Consider the following 12,930-nt stretch of genomic DNA (forward strand, 5'->3'; position numbering starts at 1 on the left):
GCACTCGTTAATTATGATGGAATGCTACAGCTCCGGCGCGTTATTTGATCTGCTGCCAATAATCATCGCCATATTTTTCCGCCAGTTGGCGGCTGACTGCGGTTAATTCGGCCAGGACTTCCGGTACGAACGGCTGTTCCTCGCCCTGCGAGGGGAAGGACAGACACAGTCCCACCGTCTCGCTACCGTGCTTGTTCACCAGCGCGGTCGCCAGCGAACTGATGCTGTTCAAAGTTTCATTGCGTGCCAACGACCATCCCTGGCGCCTCACCTGCTGCAACTTCTGCAGCAGCGCATCCAGCGTTTGCGGCGCATTGGGCGAAGCCGCCCGGTAACCGCCGGCATAACGCGCTCGAACCTGCTCGTCGCTTTCACGCGCCAGTATCGCCCGGCCGACCGAGGTTTCCGCCGCCGGTGAACGGTAACCCGCCGGAGTGACCACCTGCAAAAAGTGGCGGCTGGGAAACATGCGCATCACCATGATCTCCTGCCCCTCCAATACCGAAAGGTAGCCGGTACACGCCGTCTGGCGGCACAGCTGCGCCATGCTAGCCGCCAGGTTGTCCACCAGCGGCATCGACAGATAGTGGCTGGAAGCCGCCAGCAACAGCGCACCGATACGGTAACGCCGGCTATCGGGATCGCGCTCCAGCATGCCCTGATTTTCCATGGTCTGCAGCAGGCGCGACACCGTGCTTTTTGGCAGCGCCAATTGATCCACCACGTCGCTGAATGCTATACCCGGCTGACCATGCATCACGCGTTGTTGAGTAAAGAGTTTTAATACCGCAGCGGCATTTTCCAGCGTTGTCATGATCCACCTTGTTCCACTATATGGAACTCAGTTCCTGTTTTATAATTAAAAACTAAAACCCGAACTCCACAGCGTCAAGCTGTTTATTTTTTATCAGCAGAAAAATAAAAGGCATTCGTGCTTTTTAAATTAAAATATCGCGCAGAACGCCAACTTCGTCACGTTGATTAAAATAACGATACGCTTTGAAAATAATGAATAGCAGGACAAGCTGCTGAAAAATGGTTTTGTTCGGGGGATATCTCGTCGCGACTCAAAGACCCGCGCCGCGCAAACTGAAATCGATCGGCAGCGTCAATTCCACCGTGCCGTTGACGTAGGCGTCCGACGGCGGCGTGGGCAGCGGCGAAGCGCGTTTGACCAGCGCCTGGATTTCACGATCCAGCGACGGCAGCCCGGCGCTGCTGACCAGCGTCACCGCCAGCACGTGGCCCTGTCTGTCCAACGTGAAACGCACCTGCCCGACGCCCTGGCGCTTCAGCCGCAGTGCGTCTTTAGGATAACGCTTAAAGCGATTCAGGCGGCCGCTGATACGGCTGCGCCAGTTGTCCTCCCCCGCCTGAGCATAGGGTGTCAGGCGAGTTTGCGGCGCGGCCGTTTTATCCGCGCGGCCCGGCGGCGGCGCGCCGACGCTTTGTTCCTGAACCTTCGGCGGCGCGATGATTCTCTCGTGCGGCGGCGTGCGGGGCAGGTTGTTTTTCTTCACCGGCTTAGGTGGTTTTTTCTGTTTCAGCGGCACGGCGATGTTCGGCTGCGCGGCGTCAGGCGCTTTCACTAGCGGCAACGGCTCCGGTGGCGCCGACGGTTCAGCCTGAGGCGGCGGCGTCCTTTGTCCCGGCGGTTGTTTCGCCTCGGCCGGGGCCTGCGGCGCGGCGGCCATCAGCACCATCACCGCCGGCGGCGGCACCCACGGCGGCTCGGCCTTGTCTCGCCAGGGCCAAAGCAGCGCGGCAACCAGCAGATGCAGCGCCAGCACCAACACCAGACAACGGCGCCAGGGCATGGCGGTGCCGGGTGCGGCGAAAGGCAGCGGCGAAACCGACATGCTCACTCTTCCGTCAGCGCCAAATGGAGGCGATCGGTCAGCGGTTTGAACAGATAGTTCATCATCGAACGCTCACCGGTGCGGATGAAGCCTTCGACCGGCATCCCTGGGCGGATCTCCAACCCGCTCAAGCGTTGCAATCCTTCTTCGCTGACCTTGGCGCGCACGCTGTAATAAGGCGCGCCGCTTTTCTCGTCGGTCAGGCGATCGGCCCCGACCAGCGTCACTTCGCCCTCGACGCGCGGCGTGGTGCTTTGGTTGAACGCCGAGAACAACAATTCGACCGGCAACCCCACCTGCACTTTATCGATCAACTCGACCGGGATGCGCGCTTCTACCTGCAGCCCGCGATCGCTGGGCACGATCTCCATCAGTTGCTGACCGGCGCCAATCACGCCGCCTTCGGTGAACACGCTCAACCCCACCACGGTGCCCGCCACCGGCGCTTTCACCTGCGTATGCCCCAGATCGGCCTCCGCCTTGGCCAGGCGGTTATCCAGCTCGTCCAGCTTCATCCGTACCTCGGCCAATTGGCTGCTGACCTCTTTTTGATACTCCTCCCGCCGCTGGATCGCCCGCAGTTTCAGCTCCAGGATCTGGCGCCCCAGACGGCCGATATTGCCGCTGTCCTCGGATGCCTGGCCGTCGATCTGCGCATGCTGCCCCTCCAGATCCAGCAGCCGATTGCGCGCCACATACCCTTGCGCCGCCAGCTTGCGCATGCCGCCCAGTTGCTCCTGCAGCATGGCCTTTTGCCGTTGCTTGCTGGCGTAAGACTGCCGAACCCCTTCCAACATCGCCTGCGATCCGGCGATGCTTTCCGCGATCGCCGCCAGCTCGCTCTGCAGCGCCGCACGGCGGCTGGTGAACAGCTGTTGCTGCAGCAGCATCAGCGACATCACCTCCGGCTCTTCTCGCCGCGTTTGCAGCGATGGCGGGAAAGCGATCGCTTGCAGACCGTCGCGCTCGGCTTGCAGCCGCGCCTGCTGCGCGGCGTTGCTCAACTGCTGGCTGCGCAGCGCATCGCGCTGGGTGCGGCTGTCGACGGTATCCATCAACAACAGCACCTGCCCGGCGCGGACCCGGTCGCCCTCATGCACCTGAATCTGCGACACCACCCCGCCGCTCGGGTGCTGCACCGCCTTGCGGTTGCCGGCCACCACCACGCTGCCGGAAACCGGCACGCCTTTGTCCAGCGGCGCCAACAGCCCCCACAGCAGGAAACCGCCAAACCCCAACAGCACCAGCCAGCCTCCCAGCCGCAGATAACGGCCTTCGTCGAACTGCCGGGAAAGGGCGTCGATATCGCCGGGGATCACACTCTGATTGCTCATACTTTTCGTTCACCGCTGGCCGTTTTGGCGAAGTTGGCGTAATTGACGTTGAAGCCGCCGTTGCTGCGCCCGGCATTGGCCGGTGCGGCGGCAGCGGCGGGCGCAAAACCAGGCAGTTTTTTCAGGATGGCGTCGCTGGGGCCGAAGTGCTGTATCTGGCCGGCGTTCAGCACCAGCAATTTGTCGGTGGTCGCCAGGATCGCCGGTTTGTGGGTCACCAACACGATGGTGGTGCCGCGCGCCTTCAGCGCTTCGATCGCCCGCTGCAGCGCCCCTTCCCCTTCGCGATCGAGGTTGGCGTTCGGTTCGTCCAGCACCACCAGCGCCGGAGATCCATACAGCGCGCGCGCCAGCGCCACCCGCTGACGTTGGCCGCCGGACAGGCCGCTGCCGCCTTCACCCAGCTCGGTCTCATAGCCTTTCGGTAAATGCAGGATCAGCTGATGCACGCCGGCCAGCGCCGCCGCCGCCACCACCTTCTCGGCGTCGACCTGCCCAAAGCGGGCGATGTTATCCGTCAGGGTACCGGCGAACAGCTGGATATCCTGCGGCAAGTAGCCGATATGCGGCCCGAGTTGTTGCTTGTCCCACTGCTGAATGTCTGCACCGTCCAGCCGCACGTCGCCGCTGAGCGGCGTCAGCGCGCCAACCAGTTGGCGCATCAGCAGGGTTTTGCCGGAGCCGGACGCGCCAATCACGCCCAGCACCTCGCCGGCCTCCAGGCGAAAACTGACGCCGTGCAACACCGGTGCCGTGCCGCCTGGCGCACTAGCGGTCAACTGATTCACGACCAATGTACCGCCGGGTGCCGGCAGCGGCAGACTCGGTATTCGTGGCGGGTTAGCGGCCAGCATCACCTCCAGCCGCTGCAAGGACTGGCGCGCCGATGACCACTGCTTCCAGGCGCCGATCAGCTGATCGATCGGCCCCAGCACCCTGCCGATCAGGATCGATCCGGCGATCATCATTCCCGGCGTAATGTCGCCGTTGACCGCCAGCAGCGCGCCGCAGCCCAACATCAGCGACTGCAGCGCCAGCCGCACGGTTTTCGACCAAGCGGTGACCGCGGCGATTTTCTCGCTGGCGCGGTTCTGCAGCAGCAGGAACTGCTGATGCTGCCGCAGCCAGCGCAGGCGCAAGTCGGTCAACATGCCCATGGCGGCGATGGCTTCGGCATTGCGCAGGTTGCCGTTGGCCTGCTGCGTGGCGCTCAGCGCGACGCGGCCGGCCTCCGCCAGCGGCGCCTGCGACACCCGCTGGTTGAGCCAGGCCAGCAGCACCAGCAGGATCACCCCGGCGCTGGCCAACGCGCCAAGCCAGGGGTGGAGCAGAAAAACCACCAGCAGATAAACCGGGAACCAGGGGGCATCGAAAAAGGCGAACAGCGCATTGCCGGTGGCGAACTGGCGCAGGTTGGTCAGATCGTTCAATGCCTGCCCCGCCAGCGGGTTGCCGGTTTTCAAATTGGTTTCGAAGGCGGCGTCATAGACTCGCTGATTGAGGCGCATATCCATCTGGGCGCCAAGGCGGATCACCACCTGGCTGCGCACCCACTCCAGCAGGCCCATAAACAGGTAAAGGCCGACCACCATCAGGGTCAGCATCGCCAGCGTCATGAGGTTGCCCGACGGCAACACGCGATCGTAGACCTGCAGCATATACAGCGCCGGGGCCAGCATCAGCAGGTTGATCACTGCGGTAAACAGCGCAATGCCCCAAAATCCGCGCCGGTATGCGGCCAGCACGCTCATCACTTCTCCGCGCCTGACGGCGTTTTTCATGGCGTTTTCCATCGGCTAAAAACGAGAAAACGCCCGCCGGGGCACGCGGCGCCGGCGGGCAAACGGCCGCGATCAGGCCGCCAGCAATTCCGGGCTGTCGGCGTGCTGCACGCCCACCGCCGTCGCCGCCGCCACCTCATCGAAGGTGGAGTTGACGCTCAGACCGTAGTCGTCGAGGATGCCGTTCAGCGCGGTTTCCAGCGCGCCGGTATCGCCGGACATCAGGCCGTACACCACCTGGTGTACCACGCCATCGTGGCCCTGCGCCTGCAGGCTGCTGAGATTCAGGCCGCCGAAGCTGACGTCAGGAACCTGGATGTTGTACGGTGTAGAGCCGCCGCCGTTCAGACCGTCGCCGAACGACAGGGAGTCCAGTTGACCGTACAGGGTGTGCGCCGGTGCGTTGAACAGGGTGTAGGTCAGGTTGCCGCCCGCCACGAACGAGGTGATGTTGTTGGCGGTGCTGGTCACGGCATATTGGCTGCCGGACAGGCTGCCGCCGTAGAAACCGCCGCTGTTGGAGTCGGTGACATTACCGTTGGTGTGGTTGATATCGCCAAACGACGACGCCCACTCGTTCAGATAGTTATGGATGCTGTAGCTGCCGAAACTGCTGTCATAATTGACTGAAAATGCCATTTCTCTATCTCCATTGATGAACGGCGCCCCTTGCGAGGCGACCTCTGTGCTCAACGATGAGCAACGCCCTTTTACTGCTTAAAAACGGTACTCCACCCCGCCCTGCACGCTGCGGCCGCGCCCCAGGGTATTGGCCAGCGTCTCGCCGTAGCTGACGACGTAGGCGCGGTTGGTCAGGTTCTCCACCGAGCCGCGCAGCGTCAGGCTGTCGGTCAGTTTGTAGCTGGCGTACAGATCGAACAGGGTGTATTTCGGCCAGTCGGCCAGATACGGGTAGTTGGACGGCACCGAGCTGTCCTGATAGCCCGGCGCGAAGCGCACGGTCACCCCGGCGTCCAGCTTGCGATCGAAAGCGCGGCCGCCCAGCGTCACCGAACCGCGATCGCCCGGCAGGTAAGCGGCGGTGCCGAACTGCGAGCCGCCGTCGCAGGACACGGCGTCATTCGCCGTCGGATCCTGCTCCGCGTAGAAGTTGCCCGGCCGGGAGTTGGCGCCGTAACGCAGGCGATTGCCCAGCCAGGCGTTCCTGGAGCAAAACTCGTTTTTACCGATCATGTGGGTGTAGGTCAGGTCGGCGTAGAACACCCCGGCGTCATAGTTGAGCTGGTACTCCAGCCCACGGAAACGGGTTTTCGACAGATTGTTGACGTAGGCGGCGTTGCCGATGCTCGGCTGCACCAGCCCCGGCTTGTCCCGGTTAATCGCCAGGTTGATGTAGTTATCCACTTTGGTGTCGAAATAGGCCACCTTGGCCACCAACCGATCGCCCTCAAACCACAGGTCAGGCTGCTGTACGTTGAACCCCACTTCCCAGGCGCGCGAGCGCTCGGCCTGCAGGAACGGGTTGGGATATTGCGTAGAGGTGCTGTGCGCGCTGCCGTTGGTCAGCGTTTCAGTGATCGCCGGCGGCCGCCAGGATTTGCCGTAGGTGGTATACAGCTCCAGCCACTCCACGCCGGGGCGCACCGCCAGCGCCAGCGTCGGCGACAGCTTGCCCTGATCGCGATCGGCGTTCCACTCCTGCTGCGTGGTCGTCGCCAGGCAGTTGCGCAGCCGCAGCTGTTTGCAGGGATTCTCCGCCGTATACGGGAAGTCGGCGTAGCTCAGACCGGTCTGGCCGCGCAGGCGATAGCGGTCGTAACGCAGCCCGCCTTCCAACGTCAGCCAGCCGTCGTAGTCATAGGTCAGATTGGCGAACAGGCTGGCTACCGAACGGTTGCCGGCCGGCGTCACCCCATCCATGCCTTGGCGGGAAGAGTCGCTGGTGGCTTTGTCGTAATAGAACTCCAGCCCGTAATTGGCGCGGAAGTCATGCCCCGGCGCCAGGCTGAAGCGCGAGGTGTTTTGCGCCTGTGCGCCATAGGTACGCAGACGGGTGCGCGTCGCGTAGCCGTTGTCCAGCAGCGAACTGGTGCTGTAGGTGTCGCTGTCATCCTGAGTATCGACGTAATACAGCTTGGCCTGAAAATCGAGCCAGTCGACGTCTTCCGGCGCCAGGCTGTAGTCGAACGCCGCGTTGCGCGCCATCACGTCGGTGTAGCCGGTGCGCTTCCAGCCCAGTTCGTAGGGCGGGCGAGTGCCCAGGTTAGTCAAGGTGCCGGCGATCGGCGATGCGGTCTGGGTCTGCAGATAACTCAGCTGCAGGCGCTGGTTGGCGGGCAGGTTCCAGCCCACCTTGGCCAGCCGCGAGTGCATGCGGTAATGGGTGTCGGGGATTTTGTTGTTCTTGATGCTCTCGGCGTAGCGATCGTAATTGCCGGTGTCGTTATTGATGCGAATGTTGCCGATGTCGCCCTTATTGCCGGGCCAATAGTCGCCGAGGTGGCGTTCGCTGGCGGCCAGCAGGATATCGCCGGTTTCGTTGCCCAATGCCAGTATGCCGCTGCCGATGAAGTGGGTGCCGTTATCGCCGGTGCTGGCGTGCAGCTTGCCGCCCAGCTCTTTGCCCGGCGCCAGGAAATCGCTCGCGCTGACGGTATTGAAGGTGGCGATGCCGCCGAGCGTGCCGGCGCTGCCCATACCGCCGCTGGTACCCTTGTCGATGGTTACGCCGGACAGCAGCTCGGAATCGATATACATGGTGCCGTTACGCTGGCCATGGCCGCTCTTTTGAAAATTCTGCCGCATGCCGTCGATATTCATGTTCACCCGGCCATAGTCTTGTATGCCGCGGATGTTGACCGACAGCGCCGGATCTTGCTGGCTGACGCTGGAATAGGCCCCCGAGGTCTGTTCCAGAATATCGGCCGCGTGCCGCGCCGGGCGGTTGTCCATCTGTTCGCGGCTAATGACGCTGACCGAGCGCGGTTCGTCGTAAACCCAATCGTTGGCGTTGATGCCGCCGGCGCCCAGCACCGTCAGGCTGTCCAGCGCCAGCGCGCCGCCCTCTACGTTAGCCGTCGGCAGCCGGCTCAATACGATCTGCCCCTGCGGCTGCAGGCGGAAAGCCACCGGATTGCCGCCGATCAAGCGCCTCAGGCCCTGTTCAACGCTCATGCTGCCGTTCAGCACCGCCGCCTGCATGCCGTCGAGCTTCACCTCGTCGAAAAACACCTGCATGCCGGCCTGCTCGGCGAAGCGCAACATGGCGCTCTGCAGCGGCTGCGCCGCAATGTTGAAATGCTTTTGCTGTGCGGCCTGCGCACCGTTCGCCTCAGCCTGGACGGCGAGCGCCACAGCCGGCTGAGTCAACATCATCGCCGCCAGCGCGGCGCGTACCGCCGTGGCCAAGCGGCCGGCCGGCGTGGTTCCCTTGTGAATAAGCATGCGTGTGTGTTCCACCCGAAAGAATGTCAAACCAAGTGATAATGGAAATCAATCTCGTTTAAACATAAGGACGTTCCGGGAGGCAAAAACCCGTAAAGATTTTTTACAGAAAGTGAAAATAGCGGCGAAACAGGCATCCCGGCCCGCCTGCACCGCTCAGTAAAGCAGCGTGATGCCGGGGAGATTCAGCTGGCGGGCGGAGAGTTCCTGACGAATGGCGCCGACGCCGTCGTCGAGTTTATTGAGCGCGAACACGCCGCTGACCGTACGCGATCTGAGTTCGGGATTGATCGCTACGATGCGGGTCTCGCGATAGCGGTTGAGCTGCGCGAGCGCCTGCGTCAGCGGTTGGCGGTCGATCACCAGCCAGCCGCGCCGCCAGGCGTCATCACCGGCCGTTTGCCGCGTCAGCTGCAGCTGCCCGTTGCGGTAATGCGCCGCCTGGCGTTGCGCGACCACCAGCGAACGCTCACCGCGCTCAAGCGTTACCCGCACGCTGTGCTGATGCACGCTGACGTCGACGCCCTGCTCGGTGCGCGCCACGCTGAACTCGGTGCCCAGTGCCTGGGTGACGCCGTTTTCCGCCTCCACCCTGAACGGGCGACTTTCCGGCCCGCCCAACGGCGCGACGACAAAATAGGCGGCGCCGCTAAGCAGCCGCACCTTGCGTTCGCCTGCGGAATACGCCAGTGCGATCGCGCTGTCGCTGTCCAGCGCCACCCGGCTGCCGTCCGGCAACGCAACTTCGCGCACCTCGCCGCGAACGGTTTGGTAATCCGCCTGCATGCCAATCCATAGATCCGGCCCGCGATAAACGCCGAAGGAAACGGCGATCGCCACCGCCGCCGCCACCGCCCAGCGGGGCCACCTGCGATGGGATGACGTTTTCAGCGTCGCCACCTGCGGTTGTAACGCCTGCCGCTGCTCAGGCGGCAGCTGTCCCAGCGTCGTCCACAGCAGGCGAGCCTGACGCAGCGCCGCCGGATGCTGCGGATCGGCGGCCAGCCAGGCGTCCAACGCTCGCCGCCGATCGGCCGGCAGCGCCCCTTCGGCCAGGCTCACGGCCCAGGCGGCCGCCTGCTGTCGCGCCTGTGCGGTTAGCGGTTTCATAATGGCATAGACCTCTGTTTTTTCTGGTTATAGGTTAAGACGTCTGAGCGCGGATAAACCCGTAAAAAAATTGCCATTATTGTTCTTCCATCCGCGCCATCAGCCGCTCGAGCGCGCTGGCCAGGTGTTTTTCCACCGTGCTGAGCGACACGCCCAGCTGCGCCGCCACCTGCGCCTGGGTCAGGCCATCGAGCCGGTTAAGGCGGAAAATCTGCTGCGTGCGCGGCGGCATGTCCGCCAGCGCCTGCTGCAACAGCTGCAGCAATTGGCTATCGATCGCCAGTTGTTCAAGCGCCGGTTCACCGGAGGGATACTGCGCCAGAATGTCGTCTTCGACCGCTTCGGTCTGCCGCCTCTGCTGCTGGCGCAGATGGTCGAACATCAGGTTTTTGGCGGTTTTATACAGGTAGGCTTCGATATCGAGAATGTTACCCTGCGGATATTGCTCGGTAAGGCGGGTAAAACTTTCCTGCGCCAAATCCGCGGCCAGCTGAGGGTCGCGCAGTTTGGCGTTCAAATAGGCTTGCAGCGGCCGCATATGGCGCAGAAACAGCGCCTGCAACTCGGAATTGGACATCTCTTTTCCCAGAAGTGAAACACCCAATAGGGGCGATAAAAATCACATAAATGATTATCATTATCAATATTGTTCTGGGAAATATGTGCTAACGCGGGGGGATAAACAGGAAACCGGCCTGACGCCGGTTTCCGCTGGGCTGCAGGTCAGTGCTCTAGCGCCTCGTCTTCATAGCGGTGCTTGGCGTCGAGCGCTTCCTGCTCGGTTTCATGTTCACTGAGCAGCGTATTCGGCTCAATGTCGTCGGTGCGCACCTCAAAGCGGCGCAGATGCAGGTTCGGGTCCCCCCGAAACACCTCTACGACGCGGGCGCTTCGTGGATAAGCAGGTTGATCATTTTCGCGCATGCCGTTCTCCCGTGTGTTTCACACAGTAGCAAGTATAGCAGCCGCCCTCATTCCGACACGCGCGAACCAAGATCGCGATCGCCGGGAGCGCCCGTCAACAGCTCGGTCAATTCGTCGCAGGCGCAAATACGCCCTTCACGCACGGTGAAGTGCGCCAACACCCGCACGCGGCAGCGGGAACCGTCGCGCTTTTCCACCTCGACCAGATGGTGAGTCAGCACAGCCTCGCCCTGCTCCGCCGCCGCGATCACGCTCAGCGTCATGCGGCGAGTTTGCCGCTTCAGCAGCGCCATATGCTGCTCAAACTGCTCGAAGTTCAGCACTTTGCCATCCACCTGCTGGCGGTAGCCTGCGCTGAAACGGGCGGCGAGGTGCGTCGGCCGATGCTCCGGGCTGGCGACCACCTGCTGCAGCGTATCGAGCACCAGATTCAGCGGGGTAAGTTGAGTCATCACATTTCTCCGAAATAGGGTGAACGGCGATCCTATCCCGGCCAGGCGATGGCATAATAACCACATCAAGACTTTCAATAACGTTAAACGGCCAACATGACGCAGATCCGCAGCCAACGCCTTCAGCATGAAAAAAAGCACCTGACGCCCTGGCACCGGCACGAAGGCGGCCAGATCTATCTCTTGACGCGCGGCATGCTGGCAATGGAACTCCCGGGCCGGCAATGGGCGATCACCGGCGGCACGCTGGGCTGGCTGCCGCCGGGATGCGCCCATCAGGCGCTGGCCTGTGGCGACGTAGCGGGCTGGAGCCTGTATCTGCCGATGGAAAGCATGCCGGAGATGCCGCCGCTGCCGCAGCTGTTCACAGCCTCTGCGTTGTTGCAGGCCCTGGTGAAGCGCATCGCGCAGTTCCCCGCCGGCCCGCTGAGTGCGCCGCAACGGCGGCTGCTGCAGGTGCTGCTGGACGAAATGCACGCGGCAAGCCGCGCGCCGTTGCAATTGCCGCTGCCGCAGGACGCCCGGTTGCTGAACATCGCCCGGGCGCTGCTGAACGATCCCGCCAGCCCGCGCAGCCAGCGCGACTGGGCCATCTGGGCCGGGCTCAGCCCGCGCACCCTGAGCCGCCGTTTTCTGCAGGAAACCGGCATCAGCTTCGCGCTGTGGCGCCAGCAGGCGCGGGTATTGCGTTCACTGGAGGGGTTATCACGCGGCAAAGCGGTTGGCGAGGTGGCCGACGCCTGCGGCTATGATAACGTCAGCGCCTACATCGCCGCCTTTCGTCGCCGCTTCGGCGTCACGCCCGGGGCCTACTTTGCGGCCGCTCGGCAAACGGAATAGAAAAACGGGCGCACAGCGCCCGAAGAGAAGAAAAGGTTATTTCACCGTCTCACGCGGCAGCACCGCGAGGATTTGTTCCACCACCCGCTGCGGATCGGCGGCGCCGTCCATCACGTAATGTGCGGCATCCTGATACAGCGCTTCCCGCGCGGCCAGCACCTCGCGCATCTCTTCGGCGATCGGCCTGCCGGTGAGCGTCGGGCGCTGCGCATCTTCCGGGTACTCTTCCAACCGCTGCGCCAACACGCTGGCCGGCGCGCGCAGGTAGATAACGGTGCCATGCTGGCGCATAAACTGACGATTCTCTTCCGCCAGGATCGCGCCGCCGCCGGTGGCAACTATAGTTGACGGCTTAGTCACGGTTTGCAACGCGACGGTCTCACGGCGGCGGAACCCCAGCCAACCCTCGCGCTCGACCATTTCCGCCACGCTCATCTGCGCCGCCTGCTGCATAAACAGATCGGTATCGACGAATTGATAGCCCAACGCCAGCGCCAATGCGCGGCCTACCGTGGTCTTGCCGGCTCCGCGAGCGCCTATCATGAACAGGGTTTGTGTCATTACGGGTTGTCCCTTATGCGGTGACTTGAGTGCTTTGCATACCAAAATGCCGAGCGGGTGCGATGGCGTGGTGGCAGCATCATACCCTGCCCGCTCTGTATTTCAATATTTACGATAGTGTAAATTCCATGGCACAGCGACTGCCGACGGCAAAGCCGTGCGCCAGATCCTCATCCAGATGCCGCCGCAAGGCGGCCGTGAGCTGCGCGCCCTCAAGCGGCCGGAATCCCAGCCGCCGGTAGTAAGGCGCATTCCACGGCACCTCAATGAAGGTGGTGAGCGTCAGGCGGCCGGCCCCCTGCCGTTTGGCTTCTTCTGCCACCGCGCCGATCAGGCGGCGGCCGACGCCCTGCCGCTGCCAGGTGCCGGCGACCGACAATTCGGCGATGTGCCAATCTTCCCCCTGAGCCAGCACGGCGATGAAACCGGCGCACTCGCCGTTGTCGCTTTCCGCAAGCCATTCACGGCGCTCGGCGATAAACGCGGCATGCTGCTGCGGGGCCATCACCTCGCCTTCGGCAATAAAGCGCCATTCCGGCTGTTGGCGAAACAACTGCGCCGCCGAGCGTTCAACCGCCATCAGATGTGCGATATCCCGCTGCTGCGCCAAACGAATCTGCAGGCTCATGGGTTCTCCTTAACGTTGAGGCGGTTATTTAAGCAA

Annotated in this window: 13 protein-coding genes; 1 reads left to right on the forward strand and 12 read right to left on the reverse strand. The window is 62.9% G+C overall.

Going from position 1 to position 12,930, the window contains the following annotated elements:
• Positions 1–40: 40 nt before the first annotated feature.
• The 10 genes from L085_RS23515 to L085_RS23560 form a co-directional block, all read right to left on the reverse strand.
• On the reverse strand, positions 41–814 hold the full coding sequence (locus L085_RS23515; RefSeq protein ID WP_044031847.1) for an IclR family transcriptional regulator: 774 nt from the start codon (positions 812–814) through the stop codon (positions 41–43).
• Positions 815–1,067: 253 nt separating this feature from the next.
• Positions 1,068–1,859, reverse strand: coding sequence for an energy transducer TonB (locus L085_RS23520; RefSeq protein ID WP_044031848.1), 792 nt, complete (start codon positions 1,857–1,859; stop codon positions 1,068–1,070).
• Positions 1,860–1,861: 2 nt separating this feature from the next.
• Positions 1,862–3,193, reverse strand: coding sequence for an HlyD family type I secretion periplasmic adaptor subunit (locus L085_RS23525; RefSeq protein ID WP_004940475.1), 1,332 nt, complete (start codon positions 3,191–3,193; stop codon positions 1,862–1,864).
• Positions 3,190–4,974, reverse strand: coding sequence for a type I secretion system permease/ATPase (locus L085_RS23530; RefSeq protein WP_044032134.1), 1,785 nt, complete (start codon positions 4,972–4,974; stop codon positions 3,190–3,192). Before L085_RS23530 ends, L085_RS23525 begins: the two co-directional genes overlap by 4 nt.
• A gap of 72 nt (positions 4,975–5,046) precedes the next feature.
• Positions 5,047–5,613: a heme acquisition protein HasA gene (locus tag L085_RS23535; protein WP_044031849.1), complete on the reverse strand. Its 567-nt coding sequence runs from the start codon at positions 5,611–5,613 to the stop codon at positions 5,047–5,049.
• A gap of 78 nt (positions 5,614–5,691) precedes the next feature.
• Positions 5,692–8,379, reverse strand: coding sequence for a TonB-dependent receptor (locus L085_RS23540; protein WP_044031850.1), 2,688 nt, complete (start codon positions 8,377–8,379; stop codon positions 5,692–5,694).
• A gap of 156 nt (positions 8,380–8,535) precedes the next feature.
• The gene (locus L085_RS23545) at positions 8,536–9,489 is read right to left on the reverse strand and encodes a FecR domain-containing protein (protein ID WP_044031851.1); all 954 of its coding nucleotides are present in this window, start codon (positions 9,487–9,489) and stop codon (positions 8,536–8,538) included.
• Positions 9,490–9,565: 76 nt separating this feature from the next.
• On the reverse strand, positions 9,566–10,066 hold the full coding sequence (locus L085_RS23550) for an RNA polymerase sigma factor (protein WP_004940490.1): 501 nt from the start codon (positions 10,064–10,066) through the stop codon (positions 9,566–9,568).
• Positions 10,067–10,212: 146 nt separating this feature from the next.
• Entirely contained in the window at positions 10,213–10,413 is a 201-nt protein-coding gene (locus tag L085_RS23555; RefSeq protein ID WP_015376810.1) for a YaiA family protein, read from the reverse strand.
• A 47-nt stretch (positions 10,414–10,460) separates the two neighbouring features.
• Positions 10,461–10,865, reverse strand: a complete 405-nt coding sequence (locus L085_RS23560; protein ID WP_044031852.1) for a nuclear transport factor 2 family protein — start codon at positions 10,863–10,865, stop codon at positions 10,461–10,463.
• Between the two features lie 96 nt (positions 10,866–10,961).
• Between L085_RS23560 and L085_RS23565 the strand changes: the two genes are divergently transcribed.
• Positions 10,962–11,705 (forward strand): AraC family transcriptional regulator, encoded by a 744-nt coding sequence (locus L085_RS23565; protein ID WP_044031853.1) that lies wholly within the window; start codon positions 10,962–10,964, stop codon positions 11,703–11,705.
• A 36-nt stretch (positions 11,706–11,741) separates the two neighbouring features.
• Here L085_RS23565 and aroL read toward each other — a convergent pair whose 3' ends face one another.
• Both aroL and L085_RS23575 read right to left on the reverse strand, forming a co-directional pair.
• Positions 11,742–12,266: a shikimate kinase AroL gene (gene aroL, locus L085_RS23570; RefSeq protein WP_004940499.1), complete on the reverse strand. Its 525-nt coding sequence runs from the start codon at positions 12,264–12,266 to the stop codon at positions 11,742–11,744.
• A gap of 109 nt (positions 12,267–12,375) precedes the next feature.
• A complete protein-coding gene (locus tag L085_RS23575; RefSeq protein WP_004940503.1) occupies positions 12,376–12,894 on the reverse strand; it encodes a GNAT family N-acetyltransferase in 519 nt (172 codons plus the stop codon).
• Positions 12,895–12,930 lie beyond the last annotated feature (36 nt).

Source organism: Serratia sp. FS14, assembly GCF_000695995.1.
GTDB lineage: Bacteria > Pseudomonadota > Gammaproteobacteria > Enterobacterales > Enterobacteriaceae > Serratia > Serratia nematodiphila.

Bases quoted from the DNA above. Each gene is read 5' to 3' on its own strand.
- aroL (WP_004940499.1), bottom strand. From the start codon at position 12,266: ATGACACAAACCCTGTTCATGATAGGCGCTCGCGGAGCCGGCAAGACC.
- L085_RS23515 (WP_044031847.1), bottom strand. From the start codon at position 814: ATGACAACGCTGGAAAATGCCGCTGCGGTATTAAAACTCTTTACTCAA.
- L085_RS23535 (WP_044031849.1), bottom strand. From the start codon at position 5,613: ATGGCATTTTCAGTCAATTATGACAGCAGTTTCGGCAGCTACAGCATC.
- L085_RS23560 (WP_044031852.1), bottom strand. From the start codon at position 10,865: ATGACTCAACTTACCCCGCTGAATCTGGTGCTCGATACGCTGCAGCAG.
- L085_RS23525 (WP_004940475.1), bottom strand. From the start codon at position 3,193: ATGAGCAATCAGAGTGTGATCCCCGGCGATATCGACGCCCTTTCCCGG.
- L085_RS23540 (WP_044031850.1), bottom strand. From the start codon at position 8,379: ATGCTTATTCACAAGGGAACCACGCCGGCCGGCCGCTTGGCCACGGCG.
- L085_RS23575 (WP_004940503.1), bottom strand. From the start codon at position 12,894: ATGAGCCTGCAGATTCGTTTGGCGCAGCAGCGGGATATCGCACATCTG.
- L085_RS23530 (WP_044032134.1), bottom strand. From the start codon at position 4,974: ATGAAAAACGCCGTCAGGCGCGGAGAAGTGATGAGCGTGCTGGCCGCA.
- L085_RS23545 (WP_044031851.1), bottom strand. From the start codon at position 9,489: ATGAAACCGCTAACCGCACAGGCGCGACAGCAGGCGGCCGCCTGGGCC.
- L085_RS23550 (WP_004940490.1), bottom strand. From the start codon at position 10,066: ATGTCCAATTCCGAGTTGCAGGCGCTGTTTCTGCGCCATATGCGGCCG.
- L085_RS23520 (WP_044031848.1), bottom strand. From the start codon at position 1,859: ATGTCGGTTTCGCCGCTGCCTTTCGCCGCACCCGGCACCGCCATGCCC.
- L085_RS23565 (WP_044031853.1), top strand. From the start codon at position 10,962: ATGACGCAGATCCGCAGCCAACGCCTTCAGCATGAAAAAAAGCACCTG.
- L085_RS23555 (WP_015376810.1), bottom strand. From the start codon at position 10,413: ATGCGCGAAAATGATCAACCTGCTTATCCACGAAGCGCCCGCGTCGTA.